Annotated in this window: 16 protein-coding genes; 5 read left to right on the top strand and 11 right to left on the bottom strand. The window is 35.1% G+C overall.

Going from position 1 to position 20,547, the window contains the following annotated elements; genetic code table 11:
• Nucleotides 1-82 precede the first annotated feature (82 nt).
• Together A3Q33_RS17710 and A3Q33_RS17705 are read left to right on the top strand one after the other, a co-directional pair.
• Nucleotides 83-403: a putative quinol monooxygenase gene (locus tag A3Q33_RS17710; RefSeq protein ID WP_081181105.1), complete on the top strand. Its 321-nt coding sequence runs from the start codon at nucleotides 83-85 to the stop codon at nucleotides 401-403.
• Between the two features lie 102 nt (nucleotides 404-505).
• On the top strand, nucleotides 506-1,663 hold the full coding sequence (locus tag A3Q33_RS17705; RefSeq protein ID WP_081181104.1) for a Gfo/Idh/MocA family protein: 1,158 nt from the start codon (nucleotides 506-508) through the stop codon (nucleotides 1,661-1,663).
• Nucleotides 1,664-2,137: 474 nt separating this feature from the next.
• Here A3Q33_RS17705 and A3Q33_RS17700 read toward each other — a convergent pair whose 3' ends face one another.
• The 10 genes from A3Q33_RS17700 to A3Q33_RS17660 form a co-directional block, all read right to left on the bottom strand.
• Complete coding sequence (locus A3Q33_RS17700; protein ID WP_081181103.1) at nucleotides 2,138-2,839, bottom strand: DUF6445 family protein; 702 nt, start codon at nucleotides 2,837-2,839, stop codon at nucleotides 2,138-2,140.
• Nucleotides 2,840-2,844: 5 nt separating this feature from the next.
• Entirely contained in the window at nucleotides 2,845-4,335 is a 1,491-nt protein-coding gene (locus A3Q33_RS17695; protein ID WP_081181102.1) for a tryptophan halogenase family protein, read from the bottom strand.
• 54 nt (nucleotides 4,336-4,389) lie between these two features.
• Nucleotides 4,390-5,406 (bottom strand): cupin-like domain-containing protein, encoded by a 1,017-nt coding sequence (locus A3Q33_RS17690; protein ID WP_081181101.1) that lies wholly within the window; start codon nucleotides 5,404-5,406, stop codon nucleotides 4,390-4,392.
• Between the two features lie 9 nt (nucleotides 5,407-5,415).
• Nucleotides 5,416-6,144 (bottom strand): SapC family protein, encoded by a 729-nt coding sequence (locus tag A3Q33_RS17685; RefSeq protein ID WP_081181100.1) that lies wholly within the window; start codon nucleotides 6,142-6,144, stop codon nucleotides 5,416-5,418.
• A 70-nt stretch (nucleotides 6,145-6,214) separates the two neighbouring features.
• The gene (locus tag A3Q33_RS17680; protein ID WP_502687252.1) at nucleotides 6,215-7,804 is read right to left on the bottom strand and encodes a tryptophan halogenase family protein; all 1,590 of its coding nucleotides are present in this window, start codon (nucleotides 7,802-7,804) and stop codon (nucleotides 6,215-6,217) included.
• Nucleotides 7,805-8,430: 626 nt separating this feature from the next.
• Nucleotides 8,431-11,160: a TonB-dependent receptor gene (locus A3Q33_RS17675; RefSeq protein ID WP_231295720.1), complete on the bottom strand. Its 2,730-nt coding sequence runs from the start codon at nucleotides 11,158-11,160 to the stop codon at nucleotides 8,431-8,433.
• 2 nt (nucleotides 11,161-11,162) lie between these two features.
• Nucleotides 11,163-11,456 carry a hypothetical protein gene (locus tag A3Q33_RS20895; RefSeq protein ID WP_231295719.1) on the bottom strand — a complete coding sequence of 98 codons (294 nt, stop codon included), beginning with the start codon at nucleotides 11,454-11,456 and terminating at the stop codon, nucleotides 11,163-11,165.
• Nucleotides 11,457-11,745: 289 nt separating this feature from the next.
• Nucleotides 11,746-12,810 (bottom strand): glycoside hydrolase family 43 protein, encoded by a 1,065-nt coding sequence (locus tag A3Q33_RS17670; RefSeq protein ID WP_081181098.1) that lies wholly within the window; start codon nucleotides 12,808-12,810, stop codon nucleotides 11,746-11,748.
• 120 nt (nucleotides 12,811-12,930) lie between these two features.
• A complete protein-coding gene (locus tag A3Q33_RS17665) occupies nucleotides 12,931-14,313 on the bottom strand; it encodes an MFS transporter (RefSeq protein ID WP_081181097.1) in 1,383 nt (460 codons plus the stop codon).
• Between the two features lie 296 nt (nucleotides 14,314-14,609).
• Nucleotides 14,610-15,341: an NUDIX hydrolase gene (locus A3Q33_RS17660; RefSeq protein WP_081181096.1), complete on the bottom strand. Its 732-nt coding sequence runs from the start codon at nucleotides 15,339-15,341 to the stop codon at nucleotides 14,610-14,612.
• Between the two features lie 486 nt (nucleotides 15,342-15,827).
• Between A3Q33_RS17660 and A3Q33_RS17655 the strand changes: the two genes are divergently transcribed.
• Nucleotides 15,828-17,012: an endo-1,4-beta-xylanase gene (locus A3Q33_RS17655; RefSeq protein ID WP_231295718.1), complete on the top strand. Its 1,185-nt coding sequence runs from the start codon at nucleotides 15,828-15,830 to the stop codon at nucleotides 17,010-17,012.
• 130 nt (nucleotides 17,013-17,142) lie between these two features.
• Nucleotides 17,143-18,759 carry a glycoside hydrolase family 43 protein gene (locus tag A3Q33_RS17650; protein WP_081181095.1) on the top strand — a complete coding sequence of 539 codons (1,617 nt, stop codon included), beginning with the start codon at nucleotides 17,143-17,145 and terminating at the stop codon, nucleotides 18,757-18,759.
• Nucleotides 18,760-19,011: 252 nt separating this feature from the next.
• Here A3Q33_RS17650 and A3Q33_RS17645 read toward each other — a convergent pair whose 3' ends face one another.
• On the bottom strand, nucleotides 19,012-20,010 hold the full coding sequence (locus A3Q33_RS17645) for a substrate-binding domain-containing protein (protein ID WP_081181094.1): 999 nt from the start codon (nucleotides 20,008-20,010) through the stop codon (nucleotides 19,012-19,014).
• A 149-nt stretch (nucleotides 20,011-20,159) separates the two neighbouring features.
• Between A3Q33_RS17645 and A3Q33_RS17640 the strand changes: the two genes are divergently transcribed.
• Nucleotides 20,160-20,546: a hypothetical protein gene (locus tag A3Q33_RS17640; RefSeq protein WP_081181093.1), complete on the top strand. Its 387-nt coding sequence runs from the start codon at nucleotides 20,160-20,162 to the stop codon at nucleotides 20,544-20,546.
• Nucleotide 20,547 lies beyond the last annotated feature (1 nt).

Below are 20,547 nucleotides of genomic sequence, written 5' to 3'. Positions count from 1 at the left end.
ATATAAAACTTACAATATAGATTTTAAATAAGAGCTGTGGCCTTGGTCACAGCTAAAGATTTTATAACCAAAGGAGAAAAAAATGTTTGCTGTAATTGTAAAAATTACTATTAAGCCAGAACATAAAAAAAAGTTTATTGACGCCATGTTTGATGATGCTCGCGGTTCAGTGCAAAATGAAGAAAATTGCCTCCTCTTTAATATCGTTCAAGACCAGGACGACCCTAACCTTCTTCATCTTTACGAGGTATATAAAGATGCAGCGGCCTTTGAAGAACACACCAAAACACCTCACTTTGTCCGCTGGGTTGAAACAACAAAGAATTGGTTAGCAAAACCACTTGATATATCCACAGGTACTCACCTATTTCCAAGTGATGATTGCTGGAAAAAACAAAGTTAACTGCAGTTGTCGCAATCAGTTGTTGTGTTTCTATCAGCAGCTGCAATCCAATAAGAGTATATTTTTAGTCATAATATTAATTCTAGATAATGAGGGTTTATAATGAAAAAAACAAACGAAAAAACACAAATAATTACCAGACGTAAATTTATAGGAAACTCTATCACAGGTCTTGCTGTATTAGGATTATCTACCCTTTCCTTCTCTGGTTTAGTTGCGGCAAAAAAAGGGAATAACAAAAAACTTGGTATTGCACTTGTTGGATTGGGAAATTATGCCGAAAGCCAATTAGCACCAGCACTGCTTGAAACAGAAAACTGTTATCTTGCAGGTATTGTCACAGGTACAAAATCTAAAGAAACACAGTGGCAGCAAAAGTATAATATTCCAGATAAAAATGTTTATAACTACGATAATTTTGACGACATTGCCCACAACGACGATATCGATATTGTTTATGTCGTGTTGCCAAACTCAATGCATGCCGAATATTCAATTCGCGCTGCTAAAGCAGGTAAACATGTTATTAGTGAAAAACCAATGGCTGTATCAGTAGCTGAGTGCCAACAAGTTATTGATGCTTGTAAAAATCAAGGAGTAAAGCTAGGTATTGGTTACCGTTTACATTACGAACCACATAATCTTGAAATGATGCGTCTTGGTCAAAATCAAGTGTATGGCAAAGTTAACTCCATGCAGGCAAATTTTAGCTTTAAAATGGGAGATCTATCGCAGTGGCGTGCTGATAAAAAATATTCTGGTGGCGGACCGTTAATGGATATAGGCCTTTATTGTATTCAAGGTGCTATTTATACCCTAGGTGAATTACCTATTAGCGTTAGCGCTAGAGATACAACAGTTAATAGAGCTGCATGGAAAACAGTAGAAGGCTCCTTAGAATGGACATTCAAATTTAAGTCGGGTGCGGTTGTTAATTCTGTAAGCAGTTACGAGCAGGACTATCAGGATAGTTTGGTTGCGACAGCCGACAAAGGTAAGTTCGGACTAGGTCCCGCTTATATGTATGACGGCCTTAAAGGCTTTACACCAGAAGGTAATATGCCGTTCAACACAGTTTATGAGCAAGTGCTACAAATGGACTCCTTTGCCACTAGTGTATTAAACAATACCGATGTCTTGGTGCCGGGTGAAATGGGAATGCGAGATATGTATATTGTTGAAACGATTTACCAATCGATGCAACAAGGTGGGAAAGAGTTATCACTTGCGGATATGCCGAATATACTGCACAAGGTTTAACGTTATTGTTTTTAATAAAACAGAGTTAGTCACATAAACATCATAAGAAACTGAATACGCTTAAGATAATTTCCCTAGACTACAGCAAATAGCATTATACTTATCAAAATATAAAATCGGTAATTAAGTCGCTATTTTACAATTAATAAAGCTAACCTGAAATGGGTTAGCTTTATGATTTTTAACCGTTGCTAAAACCTTGGTTAATAACTTCATTTATACATCCAGTATTCTTTCTATGAATCGTATAGTATTTTGCGCTCTAGAGACATTCCCCTATTAAGCAACATAAAACGTCATACCCATGGTATCCAGTGTTTTTTGGTGCAGAATAACCCTTATTGTTGAACTTCATTATTCGACAATAAACTTATTTTTTTCCCGAAAACTTGGTAATTTTCGGCTGGTTTTTCTCTTTAAATAAAATGACTGCTTTTCGAATAGATATTACAATTTCTAAATTAAAAAACGAGCTCAATTAAATTCAATAAACATGTTAGCAGTAAGGCGCCCTTCTTCAGGATTTGAACTAAGATCCGTGTCAGTATTCACTAAGCTTGAATGCAGTAATTGTCCCGGAAATATAATTAAGCGATTTGGTTTGTAGGCTATTTTTTTATAACAAGTAAATTCACTATGTTGTTCATCGCAGTAGTCAAAAGCATTTGTATTTAATGAAGTAAAATAGTTATCAGCATGTTTTAAGTAAGTTTCTATAGTTTGATTATCAATACGATCTAAGCCACTTTTATTATGTTTAAAAAAAGCGGTACCACCATGCTCATTCTTATTTATGTAATGAATAATAGCAATAAGATTAGGATTAGGTGTATCAAAATGCGGCCAAGATTGCATTGCCGAAAGTTCTTTAGGTTTCGTTGATATAAGTGAAAAACAATTGTCTTTTGGAGCCGGTAGTAAATTATTTGGCACTTTATACACTCGGTATAAAACGTCCATCAATGGTTTTAAATAGCTAACGATAAGGGATTTAGGGATTGCTGACCGATTCCCAGGATAATGGCTTATTTCATCTGGTTTAAATTGGCCATTTTCAACAATTTCATTAACTAAGTCTTCAACGTTTTCGATATAATTATCAAAAATAATTATTGGCGTTTTATCTTGTCCAATATATTCAATGCTAAATGTTGCTTGACGATTAACCTTAATCATAGATGTTAAGCTACCGTTGATTTACAATAATTTTTAATGAATTCATTATGATCAGGAAAACTATTTACACGGCGTTCAATGGTCATTTTTATGTTATCTAAAAAGCTTTTTAATTCTGTATCAGACATCATATTGACGATTTGGTGATAATACTTAGGCATTAGACCTTGTCCTATCATCACTTGAATCCAAGAGGTTTCGCCAAAAAGCTCGCGTTCAGTTTTATAAGCGTTACCGTTTTCTATAAATAAATCAATACGCTGCTTTAAGGTTTCAGGTATTTCCATATTTTTGCAGTAACGCCAAAAGGGACTATCCGCACGTTGTGTCACATGATAATGCAACACGATAAAGTCTCTAATATTGTCTATTTCAAAACGCATTTTGTTATTAAAATCGTCAATATTTGCTTGCTCCATATTTTTTGAAGGCAAGTTTTGCATTAAGCGAATGATACTTTGTTGAATTAAGTGAATACTCGTTGACTCAAGGGGCTCAATAAACCCACTAGAAAGCCCAACAGCAACACAGTTTTTGTTCCAATGTTTGCGACGTGAGCCAGTTTTAAATTTAATAACGCGAGGCTCGTTAAGCAACTCACCTTCTATGTTACTCAGTAGTAATGCTTTAGCGTCTTCGTCTGATAGATGCTTACTACAAAATACCACACCGTTACCCATTCTATTTTGTAAAGGTATTTGCCATTGCCAACCTGCTTTATGAGCAATTGAACGAGTATATGGTACTGTTTTATTTTGTATTTTGGTTTGCACTGCAATAGCACTATCGCATGGTAACCAATGGCTCCAATCTTCGTAGCCTGTGTGTAAGGCTTGTTCAATCAACAATCCCTTAAAACCAGTACAATCGATGAATAAGTCGCCTTCAATAATCTTGGAGTTATCTAATGCTATTGATTGAATAAAACCGTTTTCTTCATTAACGTTAACTTGATTAATTTTACCTTCAACACGTTGAACACCATGTTCTTCAGCCATAGTTCTTAAGAATTTAGCGTATAACCCAGCATCAAGGTGATAAGCATAATTACGGTCTTGTTTCGGTACAACAGCAAATTTACCACGCCTACTTGCTAAATGTTCAGGACAATAGTCACCTATTTCACTAACCATGCCTTGCTGTTTTCCTTTAACCCAAAAATGCTGAAAACCTGCCGCCCAGCAACCTTGGCCTAAATAACCAAAAGAATGAATGTAGTCTTGATTTACATCGCGCCAATTTTCAAAAGAAATACCTAACTTAAAAGTGGCGTTAGTTGCTTTCATTACATCAGCTTCTTTAATTTTCAAAAGGTCATGAAATATGTGTAATGTAGGAATAGTGGCTTCACCTACACCAACCGTAGGAATAAGGTCTGACTCCACTAAGGTAATATTTAAATTTTTACCTAACAACTTACCAAATGCTGCCGCAGCCATCCATCCTGCCGTGCCACCGCCGGCAATAACCACATTCTTAATTGCTGATGAATTCATGATGTAATTCCTACTCTGTTAATAATGTTAAAAGTGAGTGCATCTAAAATGGCACTAACGTCTTAATTTGTTTTGTAAATTGGCTCTTAAGCTTCGCGCTTGCAATTCGTTTAACGGGCTGTCAAGAATGCTTTTTGCACTGTTTATAATATGATTAAAGTTATCTTTATCATGCTCAAAAACATAATGGTCAAATAAATGCTTCCATGCATTACGCTGTGCTTTAGGTAAATCTCTAATACTCAATATGGCATGATGAAGTGTATCGGTAGGATTACCCATATAGGCTGGGCTTGTTCTCCACCAATGGTTGAGGAGTACATTAAGATCACCCAACCCTTCTACATGATGAAACCACATACTAGGCAATAAAATAGCATCACCTGCTTCGAGTTCTGCAACCATAGCGGTATCGATAGCGGCTTTAAATTTAGGGAATTTATCAAAGTCAGGTTGATCAAAGTCAACCATACTTATTGGCTGACCACCGGGCGCTTTGTCTAATGGCCCACAATATAGATTTTTTATTTGCTCGGGTGGAAATAAAGTAAAACGCCTTTTACCTACTACACAACAGGCTAAGTTTTGTAAAAAATCGAAATGTGCGGCAACCTTACTTTTATTACCTAACCAAATATTATAAATGGCGTTAGACAATAATGGCGATGCTAATGTTTCTTCTACAAGGCTAGGCAATATTTGTTTAATACTGGTTGAACCTATATAAATAGTTTTAGGTGTTTTACAGTTAGCTTGTTCGAGTATTTCAAGTAATACGTCACTTAATATTTGCGTTTTAGTTTGAAAGTTAAAACCACTCATATCATCATTATAAAAAATACGCCCTTGCTCTTTAGCCTCTAAATAGCAAGCATTAATAGCAATACCTTTTTCCATATTTTTAAGGTATTCAACCGCTTGCTCGTTAGACCGTTGTGCTGCTTTAACAATAAGCCAATCACTCCCAAAACCTTTAAGCACTAGAGGCTCGTCAGAAGTTAATATTGCTTCGCTAATATTACTCGGCGTTATATCAAAAAGCGTTTTTACTGTGTTTTTTATAGATAACATAAATAATAACTAAGCGGTTATTTGAGCATTTTTTCGTGCGACTAAATCATGGATATGTGCTTGTGATGCAATCACCATATATACCGCTTGAAGAAACCCTGCGTTGTGTAATCTTATTAATTTATCTTGTGATAGATTATTTAAATTATCTTCATTAATGGTATAAAAGCCCATTAACTGGTTTTTACTACCGTCATTTAATTCAATATCTAAAGTCACTGACTCCAATAACTCACATGTAACCATCGCTTCTATGAAGTCATCATTTTCTTGTAAACCAATATGCAATGCTTCTAAAACATTAGCCATATGTTCTAAATAATCGCTGTTACCGCCATACTCTAAAAATAAATCTATACCTTGATCTGTACTTACCTTAGGGGAATCTAAGTCAATGGTAATAACACGTTCTTGCTCGTTTACGCCATCTTTTACTACGCTCTGTTGCGCTATATAAAAAGGCAGTCGTTGCATAGCTAATGGTATATAAGCTGCTTCCCACTTACTTTCTTTTAAAAATAAATTACCTTCATTTTCAAAACCAAACAAAGTAATTGGCATAAACTGCCCAGTGTTACTGTCTTTTTGAAATAAGATAGGATAATGCGCCTGGGCACTTCTAAACTCCATAGGAAAGGTTTGTGCATACCATACGTTATCGCCCATTGCTGCTGAACGTTCACCATTAATTTTTAAATTTTTATGTTCAATATTATTTAGTAGTACATGGTTTGCCATGAAATTCCCCGTTATAGTGTTGTAATTTTTATTTTATAAGTTCTTTGTTATTTACATATAGAACACCAAGTTAAATGTTTGTTAAACCATACTGTTTTATTTTATGAATAAGGTCTCTGTTAGCCCCCATCACTTTAACTAATTGTTGTCGTTTATTTTGTATATCTAATAACATTTGATGCATTAATGGCTCGTTCTGAATATTTACCCTTAATCGCTCAGTTGTAAAGTTCATACCATATAAAACATACTGGTAGCTTGCCGCAGGAAACAATGGGTTATTATGTGGAATATCGTATGAAGATGGTGATTGAAACTTCCATAATTCCAACATATTTTGTAAAGATTGAGGGATCGTTAACGGATCCTTATTATCAAGCCAATAGCTAGAGTCAGTTCGTTTAGATAACACATAGTGCAATTTTAAAAACTCAATAATTTGCTGCCAATGCTGAGTAAACTTTTCATTAAAGCGTTTGGCTGTTATCTCCATAGTGCGTTTAGTTGTTGGTAATTGTTCGCTGATCATTTTAGCGGCTTGTTCAACCATAGCTAAAGCAGAGGCTTCTAAAGGCTCAATAAAGCCTGCTGACATGCCAACAGCAACACAGTTACGATGCCAAAACTTTTTATAGTAACCAGGGCTAAAAGATAATTTTCTTATAGAATCATCATCAATATTTATAGTTGTTCCCGACTGTTTGATATAATGCAGTAATGCTTGTTTAGCATTTTCATCACTCGTATGGCGACTAGAAAATACATGACCAACACCACGACGAGATTGTAAACCTATATCCCAAATCCAACCGGCTGTTTGTGCAGTTGAGAGCGTACTTGAAGCAATCGTTGCGTCTGGGTGTTCATAGGGTATTTGAACAGCAAGCGCAGAGTCGTTAAACAAAATAGATTTTTTTGAACAAAACTCAATATTATAATGCTTACCTAACAAGAGTGATTGTGAACCTGAACAATCAACAAATAAATCCCCTTCAATAACGTCAGCTTTGTCGGTACTTAGAGAAGTAATATCACCAAGTTTATCATTATTTATTTCAGTAATATGGGCTGAAATATACTGAACACCCAGTTTATTTAAACAATGGATTTTAAGTAGTTCAGCAAATTTAGTAGCATTTAAGTGATAACCATAATTAGCTACATAATCGTAAGCTTTATGCGTAATTTGTTTTGGCGCTAAATTTCTTTCACACAATATAGATTGAAAACATACTTGCTGTGAAAAAGTTTGAGGTGATAAAACTAACGAAGACTGTTCACCAATATAAGTACCTAAATCTAATTTATTAATACCTGTGGGGAGAGAAAAAGGATGAAAGTAAGCATTATCTAAGGGATGTGTCGCAACTCCCTCGTTAGGTAGCTTTTCCCAATTGACAAATTTAGATGCTTGTTTAAAACTCGCATCACAATAAGTAAATAAATCTGCCTCATTAATACCGATTGTTTTTAACGTTTCACGCATCGAAGGCCAAGTACCTTCACCTACTCCTATCGTAGGAACATTAGGAGACTCAATAACAGTAATTGATAATGAAGTAGAATTAGCGGCTAAATGTTTAGCCGCAATTAATCCTGCAGTAATCCAACCTGCTGTGCCGCCACCAACAATAACTATTTTATTTATTTCTGATTGCATCATTACCACTTAACCATTCTAGAAACGTAAACTTGCTATCTCTGTAATCAATAAATTTTTAATGTTTTAACCAACTCACTAAAAACTTAATGTTCATTTGACTATAACAAGTAAGTAATTGAATTACTAGTTAAGGTGATCAAGGACAGATTATTAAGTAATCTCAACTCAGCTAATGCGTTTTTAATGATTTAAAATAACTTAAAAGTATACTTTAAACTCATGCACTAGCTCGATAGTTTTTATTCTTCAAAGATAAATTACGCGTCAATAGTGGGTTTATTGCAAGTAGCTTTAACGATGAAATTAAAACTTATCTACTAGAAAAATCGACTAAGCTTATATCCATTTCACTTGAAGATGTTTGTTTCATAAAGTCGAAGTGGGAATTGAGTGTAATACCAGGTTGATTAATTATCTGCTCATTATTAATGGTTAAAATAGATAACCTCGGAGTTGTCCATTTTTCCACATAAAAACTAGATTACTTTATTACGCAAGTATAACTAAAAAAACTTAGACACTTTAATACAAAATAGATTAACAAAAATAAGCATAAAAAAAAGCCACTATAAAAGTGGCTTTTGATTTACTTAAGTTAAAACTTTATTTACCTACTGTAAATCTTAAAAGTTATATCTAGCACCTAAAGCGTAACGAGCACCCGATTGTGTTAACTGATAAGTCAGTTGACTTAAACGGCCAACGTTTTTAGTGTATTCATCAGTAATGTTAATACCTTCTAAAAATACAGTTAACCCTTCAACAGATTTAATCTCATAACTGATATTGAAATCAAGTTGAGAATAAGCTTCTGTATAAATAGGCGCTGTTAAATCGGCATTTATACGACGTTCAGTTAAGTACTTATCACGCCAGTTATAAGCTATACGTGCTTGGAAGCCATCTTTGTCATAAAAGGCAACAACGTTAGCTGTATCACTCAAACCTTGTAAAGCTTCAGTATCAGCAAGAGAATTATTATCGTATGCGAGGTCGGTATCAACCATAGTATAGTTAAATATACCACCAAAACCTGAGTCACCAAATAAGTGTTGAACGTTAAACTCTAAACCGTCAACCGTATATTCGTTATCACCATTTACAGGAACATTAAGACCAAATGTTACTACGTTATCGGTAAGTGGATCACCAATGATAGTACCGCCATCTAAAACACCATCCTCATCAAATTTAGGCTGTACATTTGGATCATCAGCATAGTTTTCGAATATATAAGTACGAAGTTGTTGATTCGAAGCTCCTGAACCTAAAGCGGCTACTGCAGCGTTAAATTTCTCACCATCTAATGGATTAGGTAGGTTATAAATTTGCGAATCTACGTTTACATTAGTTATCCAGTTAGTTACGTCTTTTCTAAAGTAACCTAAAGATACATAACTACCTTCTTCGTAATACCACTCAGCTGAAAAATCAAAGTTAACAGACTCTAAAGGTTTAAGTTCAGGGTTACCTGTACTTCCTGAATAACCACTTGATGTACCGCCCGTGTTGACTGATGTTCCACCTTGTAAGCTGTTATAGCTTGCGCGGGAAATTGTTTTACTTAATGCTGTTCTTAGCGTTATATCGTCAGTTACTTCTAAATTAACATTTAAAGTAGGTAAAACATAACTGTAATCAGCCTTTTTAACTTGTGTTTCTATACCGGTAACACCCGTAACAGCAGTTGAAGTTGCTTCACTCCATATAACACTACTATAACCTGGTGCAGTTGCTTTAGAATCTACTTTGGTTTTTTCATAACGAAGACCTAAGTATGCACTGAACGGCATGTCGCCAATTTCGCTTTCGTAATTAAATTGAAAGAATAATGATGTGGTTTTTTCTTCAGTAAAACGGTTAGTGTCTGCATCAAAGTTAGATGATGGACAGAAATGACCTTCACCATTTGGCCCTGCTGAAGCACCTGCTGGAGCTAAACAATCACCCCATAACGTATCAACATTTGCAAACGGATCTGCAAATTCTGCTGCGCGTACTATTTCATCAAAATCAGCAAAGAAAATACGATTGAATAAATCATATTCTGACTGTGTTGCTGTACCATCAAAGTTACCGGGCTTCTCTTGGAACTTGTCTAAGATAGTATCTTCGCGCCAATTAATATCAGCAAAGTCACCTGCAACACCTACACCACCCCAATCAGCACGCTGTACTTGCGTATGACGATAATGGTTATTAACCGTATTAACACCCGCACCAAAATCAATGCTTAAGTTGTCGTTAATAAAGTACTCACCATTCAATTGTGTTTGGTTAACTTCAGAAGCGTATTTATCGTTCGCAAACCAACTACCTGATAAACGCATAGTATCGGGATTAAATGATTCTATATCACCTGTTGCTATACCAGGTAGACCACCTGTTAAATCAACACCGGTACGAGTACGAGTATATGAAGGTAATTGAATGTTGTTACCTGTACCGTGGCGTGGATCAGTTGCCCCCATAGTAGCTTTAGAATCGTGATGATCTAATGTAAGTGTTAGTCCATCATTGACTTGCCACTCGATATTTAAACCGATTGAGTCAGTTTTTTCTTCACGTCCCCAAGAACCAACTGTTAATGAAGTATCTTTAAGGTCTGCATCACTGTTAATTTCATAAATTTCAGAGTAAATAAGCGGATAAGCATTAGGTTCACCTGCCCAAACTGATTCACTTCGATCACCAGCATAATTGAACCATACCGAAGCATCAGTATGCTGTGTTTCAACTGTGTTACGTACTAAAGTATAATCTAAAGTTGCAGTAATGTTGTCTACAGGTCGATATTGTAAAACTAGTTGACCATTAACACGTTCACGTTGACGTTCTTCAAATACATAACGTGGTTGTTGAGGGTTCGAATAAATGCCACTAGTTGGTCTATTTGTACCACCTGCTTCACCAGCAGGTACACCACCCCAACCTGTATTTGTGAATTCGCTTCCTCTGTAACCTTGAGTCTCAGAAAATTGTTGCATTGCACTTTCACGTTCTTGGTAGCTGCCAGAAATAGAAACACCAAATGTTTCATCTGCGGAAGTCGTTGAGTAAATACCACTTAACTCTGGTGTAGTACTACCTTGGTCTGTTGAGGTATCTTCAACAAGTTTTACACCTAACGATGCTTTTGTTTCTTTATAATTTAGTGGTTTATGAGTTTGCAAATCAATTGTTGCACCAATACCACCTGAGGTAACCGCTGCATTCGATGTTTTATAAACGGTTACTGCTGAAACACTTTCAGAGGCAATATTAGCAAAATCAAATGTTCTGTTACCGGTAGTTGTTGGAAGCTGGCGACCGTTTAAGGTAATTAAATTGTTTGCTGCGCCAAAACCACGCACAGTTACTTGACTACCTTCACCATTGTCACGGCTGATAGAAACCCCGTAATACGTTGTAAAGATTCAGCTAAGTTAGTATCTGGAAACTTACCCATATCTTCAGCTGAAATTGCGTCAACAATACCTTCAGAGCCACGTTTTAAATCCATAGCTCGCATTAAACCGCCACGAATACCTGAAACCGTAATAACTTCTACTTCTTTAGCTTTGCTTTCTTCTGCATAACCCATAGTTGATACGGTCATTGAGCCAAGCGCAGCTAAGATGGAGGTAGTTAATATCTTTTTATTAAACATTTGAGTCCCCTGATTTACATATTTATTTTATTATTGTCAAAATGACAATTACATTATTAGCACAATATATTCAATATGACAATAAGGTGTTATAACGAATAATTATTTTTTTTCTTATGTAATAATTTTTTAAAACTAAAAATAAAAATTCCTTAAACACTAAAATAACTAAACTAAAAACAACAAATTCAATATTTTATAAATAAAATTTTACTTTAGTAAATGAAGCTTAATATATTACAAATAAAGGTCTAATTGACTATATCTTAATTAAGTAAATTTTTTAGTCTTAATCGTAAGCGTCTACCGTTTCAATTTTTCCATTTTCATCGTGGATCAATTCAGTCATTTTTACACAACGTAAGTGCGTTTGTCCGCCTGACAAGCTGCTATCGTGATAAAACAAATACCATTTCCCTTCATAGCAAGTAATGGAATGATGATTGGTCCAACCTAATACAGGGTTTAAAATAACCCCTTGATAAGTAAACGGCCCATAAGGTGAAGAACCAGTTGCATAAGCTATTTTATGGGTATCACCCGTAGAATAAGAAAAATAATAAACGCCATTATATTTATGAACCCATGGGCCTTCAAAAAATCGACGATTATTGTCACCTACTGTTATTGAATCACCGTTTTCATCAATAACAATGATATCTTTAGGCTCTTCAGCTAGCTCAAGCATATTAGAAGAAAGCTTTGCCATTTTAGCGGGTAAAGCGGCTTCATTATCTGCAGGGTATTTGTCTTCTTTATTAAATTTACCATCGTACCAATTTTGTAATTGTCCGCCCCATAACCCACCAAAATAAAGGTAATAACTACCGTCATCATCTTCATAAACAGCAGGATCTATACTAAATGTGCCTTGTATATAATTTTCTTCTGCGGTGAACGGGCCTGTTGGAGATGTACCCGAAGCAACACCAATACGGAAAATTCCGTCTTTATCTCGAGCAGGAAAATAGAAATAATATGTTCCATCTTTATGAGCCGCATCAGGCGCCCACATTTGTTTATCAGCCCAAGGAACATCGGCAATAGAAAGTGATACACCATGGTCTGTAGCACTAAAATCTTCTGGATCAAGGGAAAGTACATGATAGTCATTCATCGCAAAATGATCACCATCATCATTAATGATCATTTCTGACTCTACATCGTGAGATGGATAAATATAAATTTTCCCATCAAATACGTGAGCAGATGGGTCTGCTGTATAAATGTGGCTTACAAGTGGCTCACTTTTTTGCTTTAAAGACTTAGCGCGTTCTAAATCTTTTAATTGAATTTGCTCTGCGTGACTCAATGATTTTGCTGAATCAATATCCGCTTGATTATTAGTTGTCATATGTTTTCCTATACTTTATTTCTGTTTTGATTACTTATGTGGTGAGTAAATGATTTAGTTTTATGTGATATAAAACTAAATCATTGATCACCCTAAATTGGCTATGGCGAATTAACTTAATTAACTAGCTTTTTCAAGTGAGCTTTGAATCTTTCTAACCTCTGGCTCTGTCAATTTATATTTCCATATAACGACAATACACAATAAGGTACAAATGACAGGTACCCCTGCAAAGGCAAATAGTATTCCTGACAGTGATTCAGCTGATTGTGTGACATTGGGCTCATAACTTGTAAAGGCAAGGATCCAACCTGCTAACGCACCACCGATGGCAAAACCAAACTTAATCGCTAATAGATGTCCTGAAAATGTAATAGCGATTAATTTTTTACCAAGCTTTTTAGTGCCGTAATCGACGGTATCTGCAACCATTGAAAACATAATTGGCGTGATTATCATGTGAGCAAAATTGGCAATAAAGTAAACGATAAATATCGTGACAATTTCATCAGCACCTAAGAAGTAGAACAAAGAATGAGAAACAACAACAACCAGTAAAGCAATTTGAAACAAGGTCTTTTTCTCAAAAAATTTGGTTAAGAAGTTAGTCGATACGGCACCTAACACTGAGCCTATAGCAGATAATGTGAGGAAGCTTGATAATAGCGATTCGTCACCCACATAATACTTAATATAATGTGGTGCTACTGATGCGCGAATACCAATAAGTATTAAGGTAATAAGACTGATTACGGCAATAATTACCCACTGATCATTTTTGAACAGCATCAAAAAGTCAGTAAATATGCCTTTACTAAGGCCACGTTTCGGCTGCTCTATTGAGCCATCAGTGCTATCTTCTACTTTAGGTACCGATTTTTCTTTTGTGTATTTAAAGCATAACAAGAAACAAATCGCAGCTAACGTGCCCATAAATACCATCGCTAACGGATAACCTAGTTGGTCATTACCTTCACCGAAAAACTCGACTAGCTTAGGGATAGCCCAAACAATCACAACTAATGCGGCCATGGCCATCGCAAAGCGATATGACTGCAACGACGTTCTTTCTTTTGGATCGGTAGCCATTACTGCACCTAATGCACCGTAAGGAATATTAATCGCGGTATAACACGTCATTAATAAACCGTAAGTTATATAGGCATAGATTAATTTACCGGTACTATCAAAATCAGGCGTGATGAAGGCTAATATCGCAAAAACAGCATAGGGTATAGCAAGGAAAAGCAAATAAGGTCTATAAGAGCCCCAACGACTTCTCGTTCTATCCGCGATACCGCCCATTATTGGGTCGGTGAAGCCATCAAATAACCTAACCGCTAATAATAATGTACCTGCAGCTGCTGCAGATAAACCGTAAACGTCGGTGTAAAATATCAGCATGAAATTGGCGACCATTTGAAAAACGATATTACTTGCCGTATCCCCTAATCCGTAGCCTAACTTTTCTTTTATGGTCAATTTTTTTTGTTCGCTTTGCATGGACACCCCAAATATAACTTTATAATATTTTAATTATCGATATAGTCTAAAATACTATATCCAAATTATACGAATGTAAACAGCTATATGATCAAGAGAGAAATGAGCTACCCCACACTAAGACTTCTCGCATAGGCTCTAATCCGCTTCGCGAGAAACGAGTGCTATATTAGTCAAAGGTCAAAAATCTTTACGCCGCAAGCGTCGAGGAATCGAACCTACTGAGATTACAGCAAAAAAAAAGACAACAAATGTTATCTTTAAGGGGGGAAGTAATAAATCAACTAAAACTAAAACTAAAACTCAAATGTAAAGCCAAATTCTTTTAATTTTTCGTAAACATTAATGTCGAATCTGTATAAAGTGGCTGCGCGATGAGCAACTTTTTTCTGTTTTTCTTTACAATTGATAAGCAAATTCATTTTTTGAATTTTTCGTCTAAAATTAGGTTTATCTAACGATTTATTTAATATTGCTTCATAAATTTCTTGTAACTCAAGCAAAGTAAACTTTTCAGGTAATAAATTAAAACCAATGGGTTCATGGCGTACTTTGTATTTTAAGTAATTTAAACCCGCAGCTAAAATATCCGCATGATCGAACATTAAAGTAGGTAAGTCGTAAACATCAAACCATTCACACTCAAATGCATTTTCACCACTAATTAAATTAGTTTCTTCATGCCTAACTAAGGAATAAAAAACGATAGTAATAATTCGACTGGCTGGATACCTATCTACAGCACCAAAAGCGCCTAATTGATCAAGATAAAGATTATCGACATTGGTTGTTTTTTTAACTACACGTAGAGCTGCATCTTCTAAGTTTTCATCACTTCTAACCCAGTGACCTATTAACCCCCATTTATTAGTAGCCAGTCCCCTATTATACTTTACCAACAAAACTTTTAGCTTGCTGTCGTGCAAAGTAAAAATAAGATTATCAACAGTAATATTACTAATACAATCTTCAGGGATTTTTTCTTCATCAAGCTCTGTGCTTGATATATTAGATGAAAGATGGTGCATAATTAAGCTCTTAATTCATTTTGATGCAGTACGATATATTAGGTAAAAATTCTATCTCTCCACCTATATAGTTATAAAGACTATTTGATTAGGGTGAGGATACATATTCCATATTAATAAATCAATAATATAAAATGGAAAATAAACAGATTTTTAATTAATAATATTAATAACTTACAATGTTACCGGTAACTTTTGATTTATAATAACAAAGTATAAAAACATAATACGCTTATTAAGCCTGATATCAAATAATAGATAGTTAGCTAATAACGCATAATGTTAAATTAATAATAAACTGTATGAATGAAGCCTTTAGCCTTGTTAAAAGAAAATATCATCATTCTAAATAAATATAAATAAACTGTTTAATATCAAAAGGTAAGATGAATAAAATCATTTTATTGTTAAAAGTTATTGAATGTTTCCCTCTTAAACGATTATAGTAATTGTAATAGTCATAATTACAATTAGAAGATAATTACTATGTTACATAAAAAATCAATTAAAACTATATTACTGATCCCTGCTATTACAATGGCTTTGTCTGCGTGTATTAATTCAAATCATAGTACTCAAGAAAACACCTCAAGCGCAAAAGCATTAATAGATGAAAGCACAACAAACAATTCTGTTGCACTAAAAGACTTATTTATAGATAAATACAAAATAGGTACGGCTTTAAGTCGTGAGCAAATAATGGGTCAAGCAATTGATGTATTACCTTTTGTTAATCAACAATTCAATGCCATTACACCTGAGAACTCAATGAAGTGGGAACGTATTCACCCTTCTGAGGGTGTTTACGATTTTGAAGCAGCCGATGCATTGGTTGAGTTTGCAAACAAAAATAACCACTTTTTTACAGGTCATACATTAGTGTGGCATTCGCAAGTACCTGATTGGGTATTTGAAGATAAAAATGGCAAACCATTAAATAGAGCTCAATTACTTAAGCGTATGGAAGAGCACATTAACGCTGTTGCTGGTCGTTATGCGGGCAAAATTGATGCATGGGATGTAGTTAACGAAGCATTAAATGAAGATGGTTCTTTAAGAGAGTCTAAATGGTCTACGATTATTGGCGACGACTTTATCGAGCAAGCTTTTATCATGGCAGCAAAAGCCGCTCCAAAAGCTAAACTTTATTACAATGATTACAACTTATATAAACCAGAAAAACGTAACGGTGTTTTAAAGTTAGTTAAAAGCTTACAGAATAAAGGTATACGTATTGATGGCGTAGGTATGCAAGCTCACTACTCTTTAACTTCACCTGAATTGAACGAAATTGAAGACTCTATCAAAGCTTATAGCGCCTTAAATATGGATGTTTTAATTACTGAATTAGATGTATCAGTTATCCCATTTCCTGACGAAGATAACATGGGCGCAGATGTATCACTTAATTTTGACCTTCAGGCTGAATTTAATCCTTACCCTGACGGTCTACCTACCGAAGTGGAGAATCAGTTAGGTGCGCGTTATCAGGAATTGTTTGCAATATTTAACAGACATCAAAATGTTATAAAGCGTGTAACCTTTTGGGGTGTAAGTGATGCTCAAACATGGAGAAATGATTGGCCAATGACAGGTAGATCTGACTATCCATTATTATTTGATCGTCAACTAAAGACTAAATCATTTGTACCTAGTTTGAGCGAGCAATAAGCCTTAGATAGAAAAGCGCTTAAACATAAATAGTAATAAATATCCCCTCCCCCGGTAATCATAAGCTTGGCCAGTTATGATTACCAACCTTATTCAAAGTAAGCGATTAATTTTAATCAAAGAGTAAATTATGAATACAATTTCTAATCCTATTTTAAAAGGCTTTAATCCTGACCCTAGCATTATTAGAGTTGGCGATGATTATTATATTGCCACCTCAACGTTTGAATGGTTTCCCGGTGTACAAATCCATCATTCAAGAAACTTAGTAAATTGGAATTTAATTACTCGCCCGCTTAATAGAGAATCACAACTTGATATAAAAGGTGTACCTGATTCATGTGGTATTTGGGCACCTTGTTTAACCCATGTAGATGATGTTTTTTACCTGACTTATACCGTAGTGAAAAACTTTAATGGTGATTGGAAAGACACACCTAATTATGTTGTTACCTCTTCAGATATTAAAGGCCCTTGGTCTAAACCATCATTTGTAAGTGGGACAGGCTTTGACCCTTCATTATTTCATGATGATAACGGTAAGTCGTATTACATGAGTATGATGGTAGATCACAGAAACAGTAAATTTTTTGGTGGTATTGTCATCCAGGAATTTGACCGTTATCTGAAGAAGCCTATCGGAAAAGTTCATCATATATTTTCAGGAAGCGAACATGGGTTAACAGAAGGCCCACACATTTATAAAAAGAATGGTTACTTTTATTTACTAACAGCGGAAGGTGGCACCAGTTATAGCCATTGTGTATCTTTAGCGCGTTCTAAATCTATCTTTGGCCCTTATGAGATTGCACCTAATAATCCAATCATCACCTCAAAAGATTCACCAAGTAACTATTTACAAAAAACTGGCCATGCAGATCTAGTAGAAACCCAAAATGGTGAATGGTATATGGTATTTCTAACGGGTCGTCCGTTAACTGAACAAGGTCGATGCATTACGGGTAGAGAAACAGCAATAGAAAAGGTTGTGTGGAAAGAAGATAACTGGCTTTATTTAGACCATGATTCTCAAGAGGCACGCCAACATGTTCCTGCACCAAATTTACCTGAACATACATTTAAACCAGAAAAAAAACGTATTACGTTTGACTCTCCTTCTTTAGATATTAACTTTCAAAGTTTACGTGTTCCCATGACTAATGCATGGATAAGTCAAACCGATAGACAAAAACACCTACGCTTATATGGTCGTGAATCTCTTAGTTCTTGTTTTGAACAAAGTTTAATCGGCAGAAGAGTACAAGCTCACCATACAATAGCGTCTACCTGTATTGATTTTTCACCCGAAAACTTTCAACAGATGGCAGGCTTAGTTTGTTACTACAATACAACTCATTATCATTATGTGTATATTTCAGGTGACGATATAGATGCTTATTCAGGTAAAAAGTTTATTAACGTTTTAAGTTGCGATGACAATAAAACATCGCATCCTATCAGCCAAGCTATCGATGTATCAGAGGTTAAAAAAGTCTATCTAAAGGCTGAATTTAATGGGGCTGTTATACAGTTTTTCTTTGCAATAGAAATTGAAGCTACACAACCTAATTGGCAAGCAATAGGACCAGAATTAGACGGTAGTATTCTATCAGACGATTATGTAGTGCATACAGAAAAAGGCTATTCACCTAACTTTACGGGCGCATTTTATGGACTAGCTTGCCAAGATCTTTCAGGACAAAAAATTCACGCCGACTTTGAGTATTTCGAATACCAAGAAAAGTAATATCGAGAGTTCAACAGACCCAGGCTTACATTATTTACTATTAACATTTACTTTTAACTTAATGTAAGCCTAATTTTGAAGATTGTATAATACTGATCAGATTAATTAATGGATCAAATTTTAATGAGGATAAATTTTCAAGAACAAGGCGCTTGATTGGCCAATAGCTGGCTATTGGGATTGAAAGTAACGATGTTATTGGATATTTAGCCCATTTAAAAAGATCACTTAGTTAGTCTGATTGGTACAACATCAAATGCTCTCACCATCGTTTAGCGTAAAACCTAAATCTATATAAGTTTCTATTTCTTCTAAGCCATCAATTCTAGCTAATAGCTGTTCAGCTGCTACTTGCCCAATAAGAAACCTAGGAGTAATAACACTAGCCAATGCAGGAGAATAAAGCTGTCCCATATCGTGTCCATGCATACCTGTAATCCCTAATTCATCGGGTACTTTTATGCCCTTTTTTTTGCAACTTAACAACATCCCCATAGCAACATCGTCGTTCGTACAAATTACGCCATCTACTTTAGGTACAGTAGATATAATATCATCTAAAATTTCTGTTCCTAACCGGATAGAAGAAAATTCAGGTGATCGAAAAATTAAAGGCGTTAACTGATAAGACAGAACCGCTTCTTCGTAACCTTGTTGTCGTAATAAATCACGTGTATCTCCTTTAGCACCAATATAAGCAATATTTTTATAACCTTTTTCTAGCATGTTTAACGTCATTTCTTTAGCTGCTGCTAAATTATCAAAACCAACCGCTTGCTGAATAGGTGGAGTACAAGTATCCATAATCTCTGTAACAGGAACACCAGATGAATCAATCATACGTAAAGTATTACTCGTATGAACACTTTCAGAAAGTATAAGCCCATCAACATAATAGCCTAACAAAGAGCTAATTCTTTTTTCTTCAAGCTCAGGAGAATACGCATAATGAGCGATCATAATTTGATAGCCTGCAGGCTCCGTAACCGACTCAATACCACGTAATACTTCATCAAAAACATGATTTGAAATAGAGGGAAATAGTACACCAATGGCTTGGCTTTTTCCTTTAGATAAGATACTAGGGCCGCGATTGGGAATATATCCAAGTGTGGCAATTGTTTCTTTAATTTTTATCCGGAGCGGCTCAGCAACAAGATTTTCATCTTTTAAATAACGGCTTACCGTCATTTTTGTTATACCGATGGTATTTGCAATATCTTGCAGTGAAGTTCTTTTAACTTTTTTCATAGAATTATTAGTACGATTGGTCCAACAAGCAATAAATAATGTGTGAATTGTAGCATAAATATTATTATGGCACTTGTTCGTAAGAGAAGTTATTGGTAGTATCTGGTACAACCAAATGTTACCAGTAACATTCGTAAAAGGAATAACTTTTGAAACTTTATAAAAATCTCAAATTAATACTCATAACGCAATTGTTTTTACTCATCACCTTTCCTTCATTTGCCGATACAGATGAAGCCATAAGCATTACGGTGTTTTTAAAGCATGACCAATCAAAAAACCTCTTTGAAATAAAAGAATTATTAAAAGAGTCTGATTTTTATAAACACTTTCCTCCTGAAGGTGTTGAAGTTGAATCATGGAAAGTCATGATGGGCATTGGTCAAGTGGTTACTTTACGCGTTCCGCCAAACAAGTTGGCATCGCTTAATTTAGCTGTTGAACGCTATGGCTGGAAAGCTTATACAACCGAATTTTACCCCACTTATGACTTGTACCCAATCGTTAAAAAAGAAATTGAAAAAGCAAGAAAATAAA

This window comes from Colwellia sp. PAMC 21821, assembly GCF_002077175.1.
GTDB lineage: Bacteria > Pseudomonadota > Gammaproteobacteria > Enterobacterales > Alteromonadaceae > Cognaticolwellia.
The sequence above is the reverse complement of the archived record's forward strand: the minus strand, read 5'-3'. Positions and strand labels throughout refer to the sequence as shown.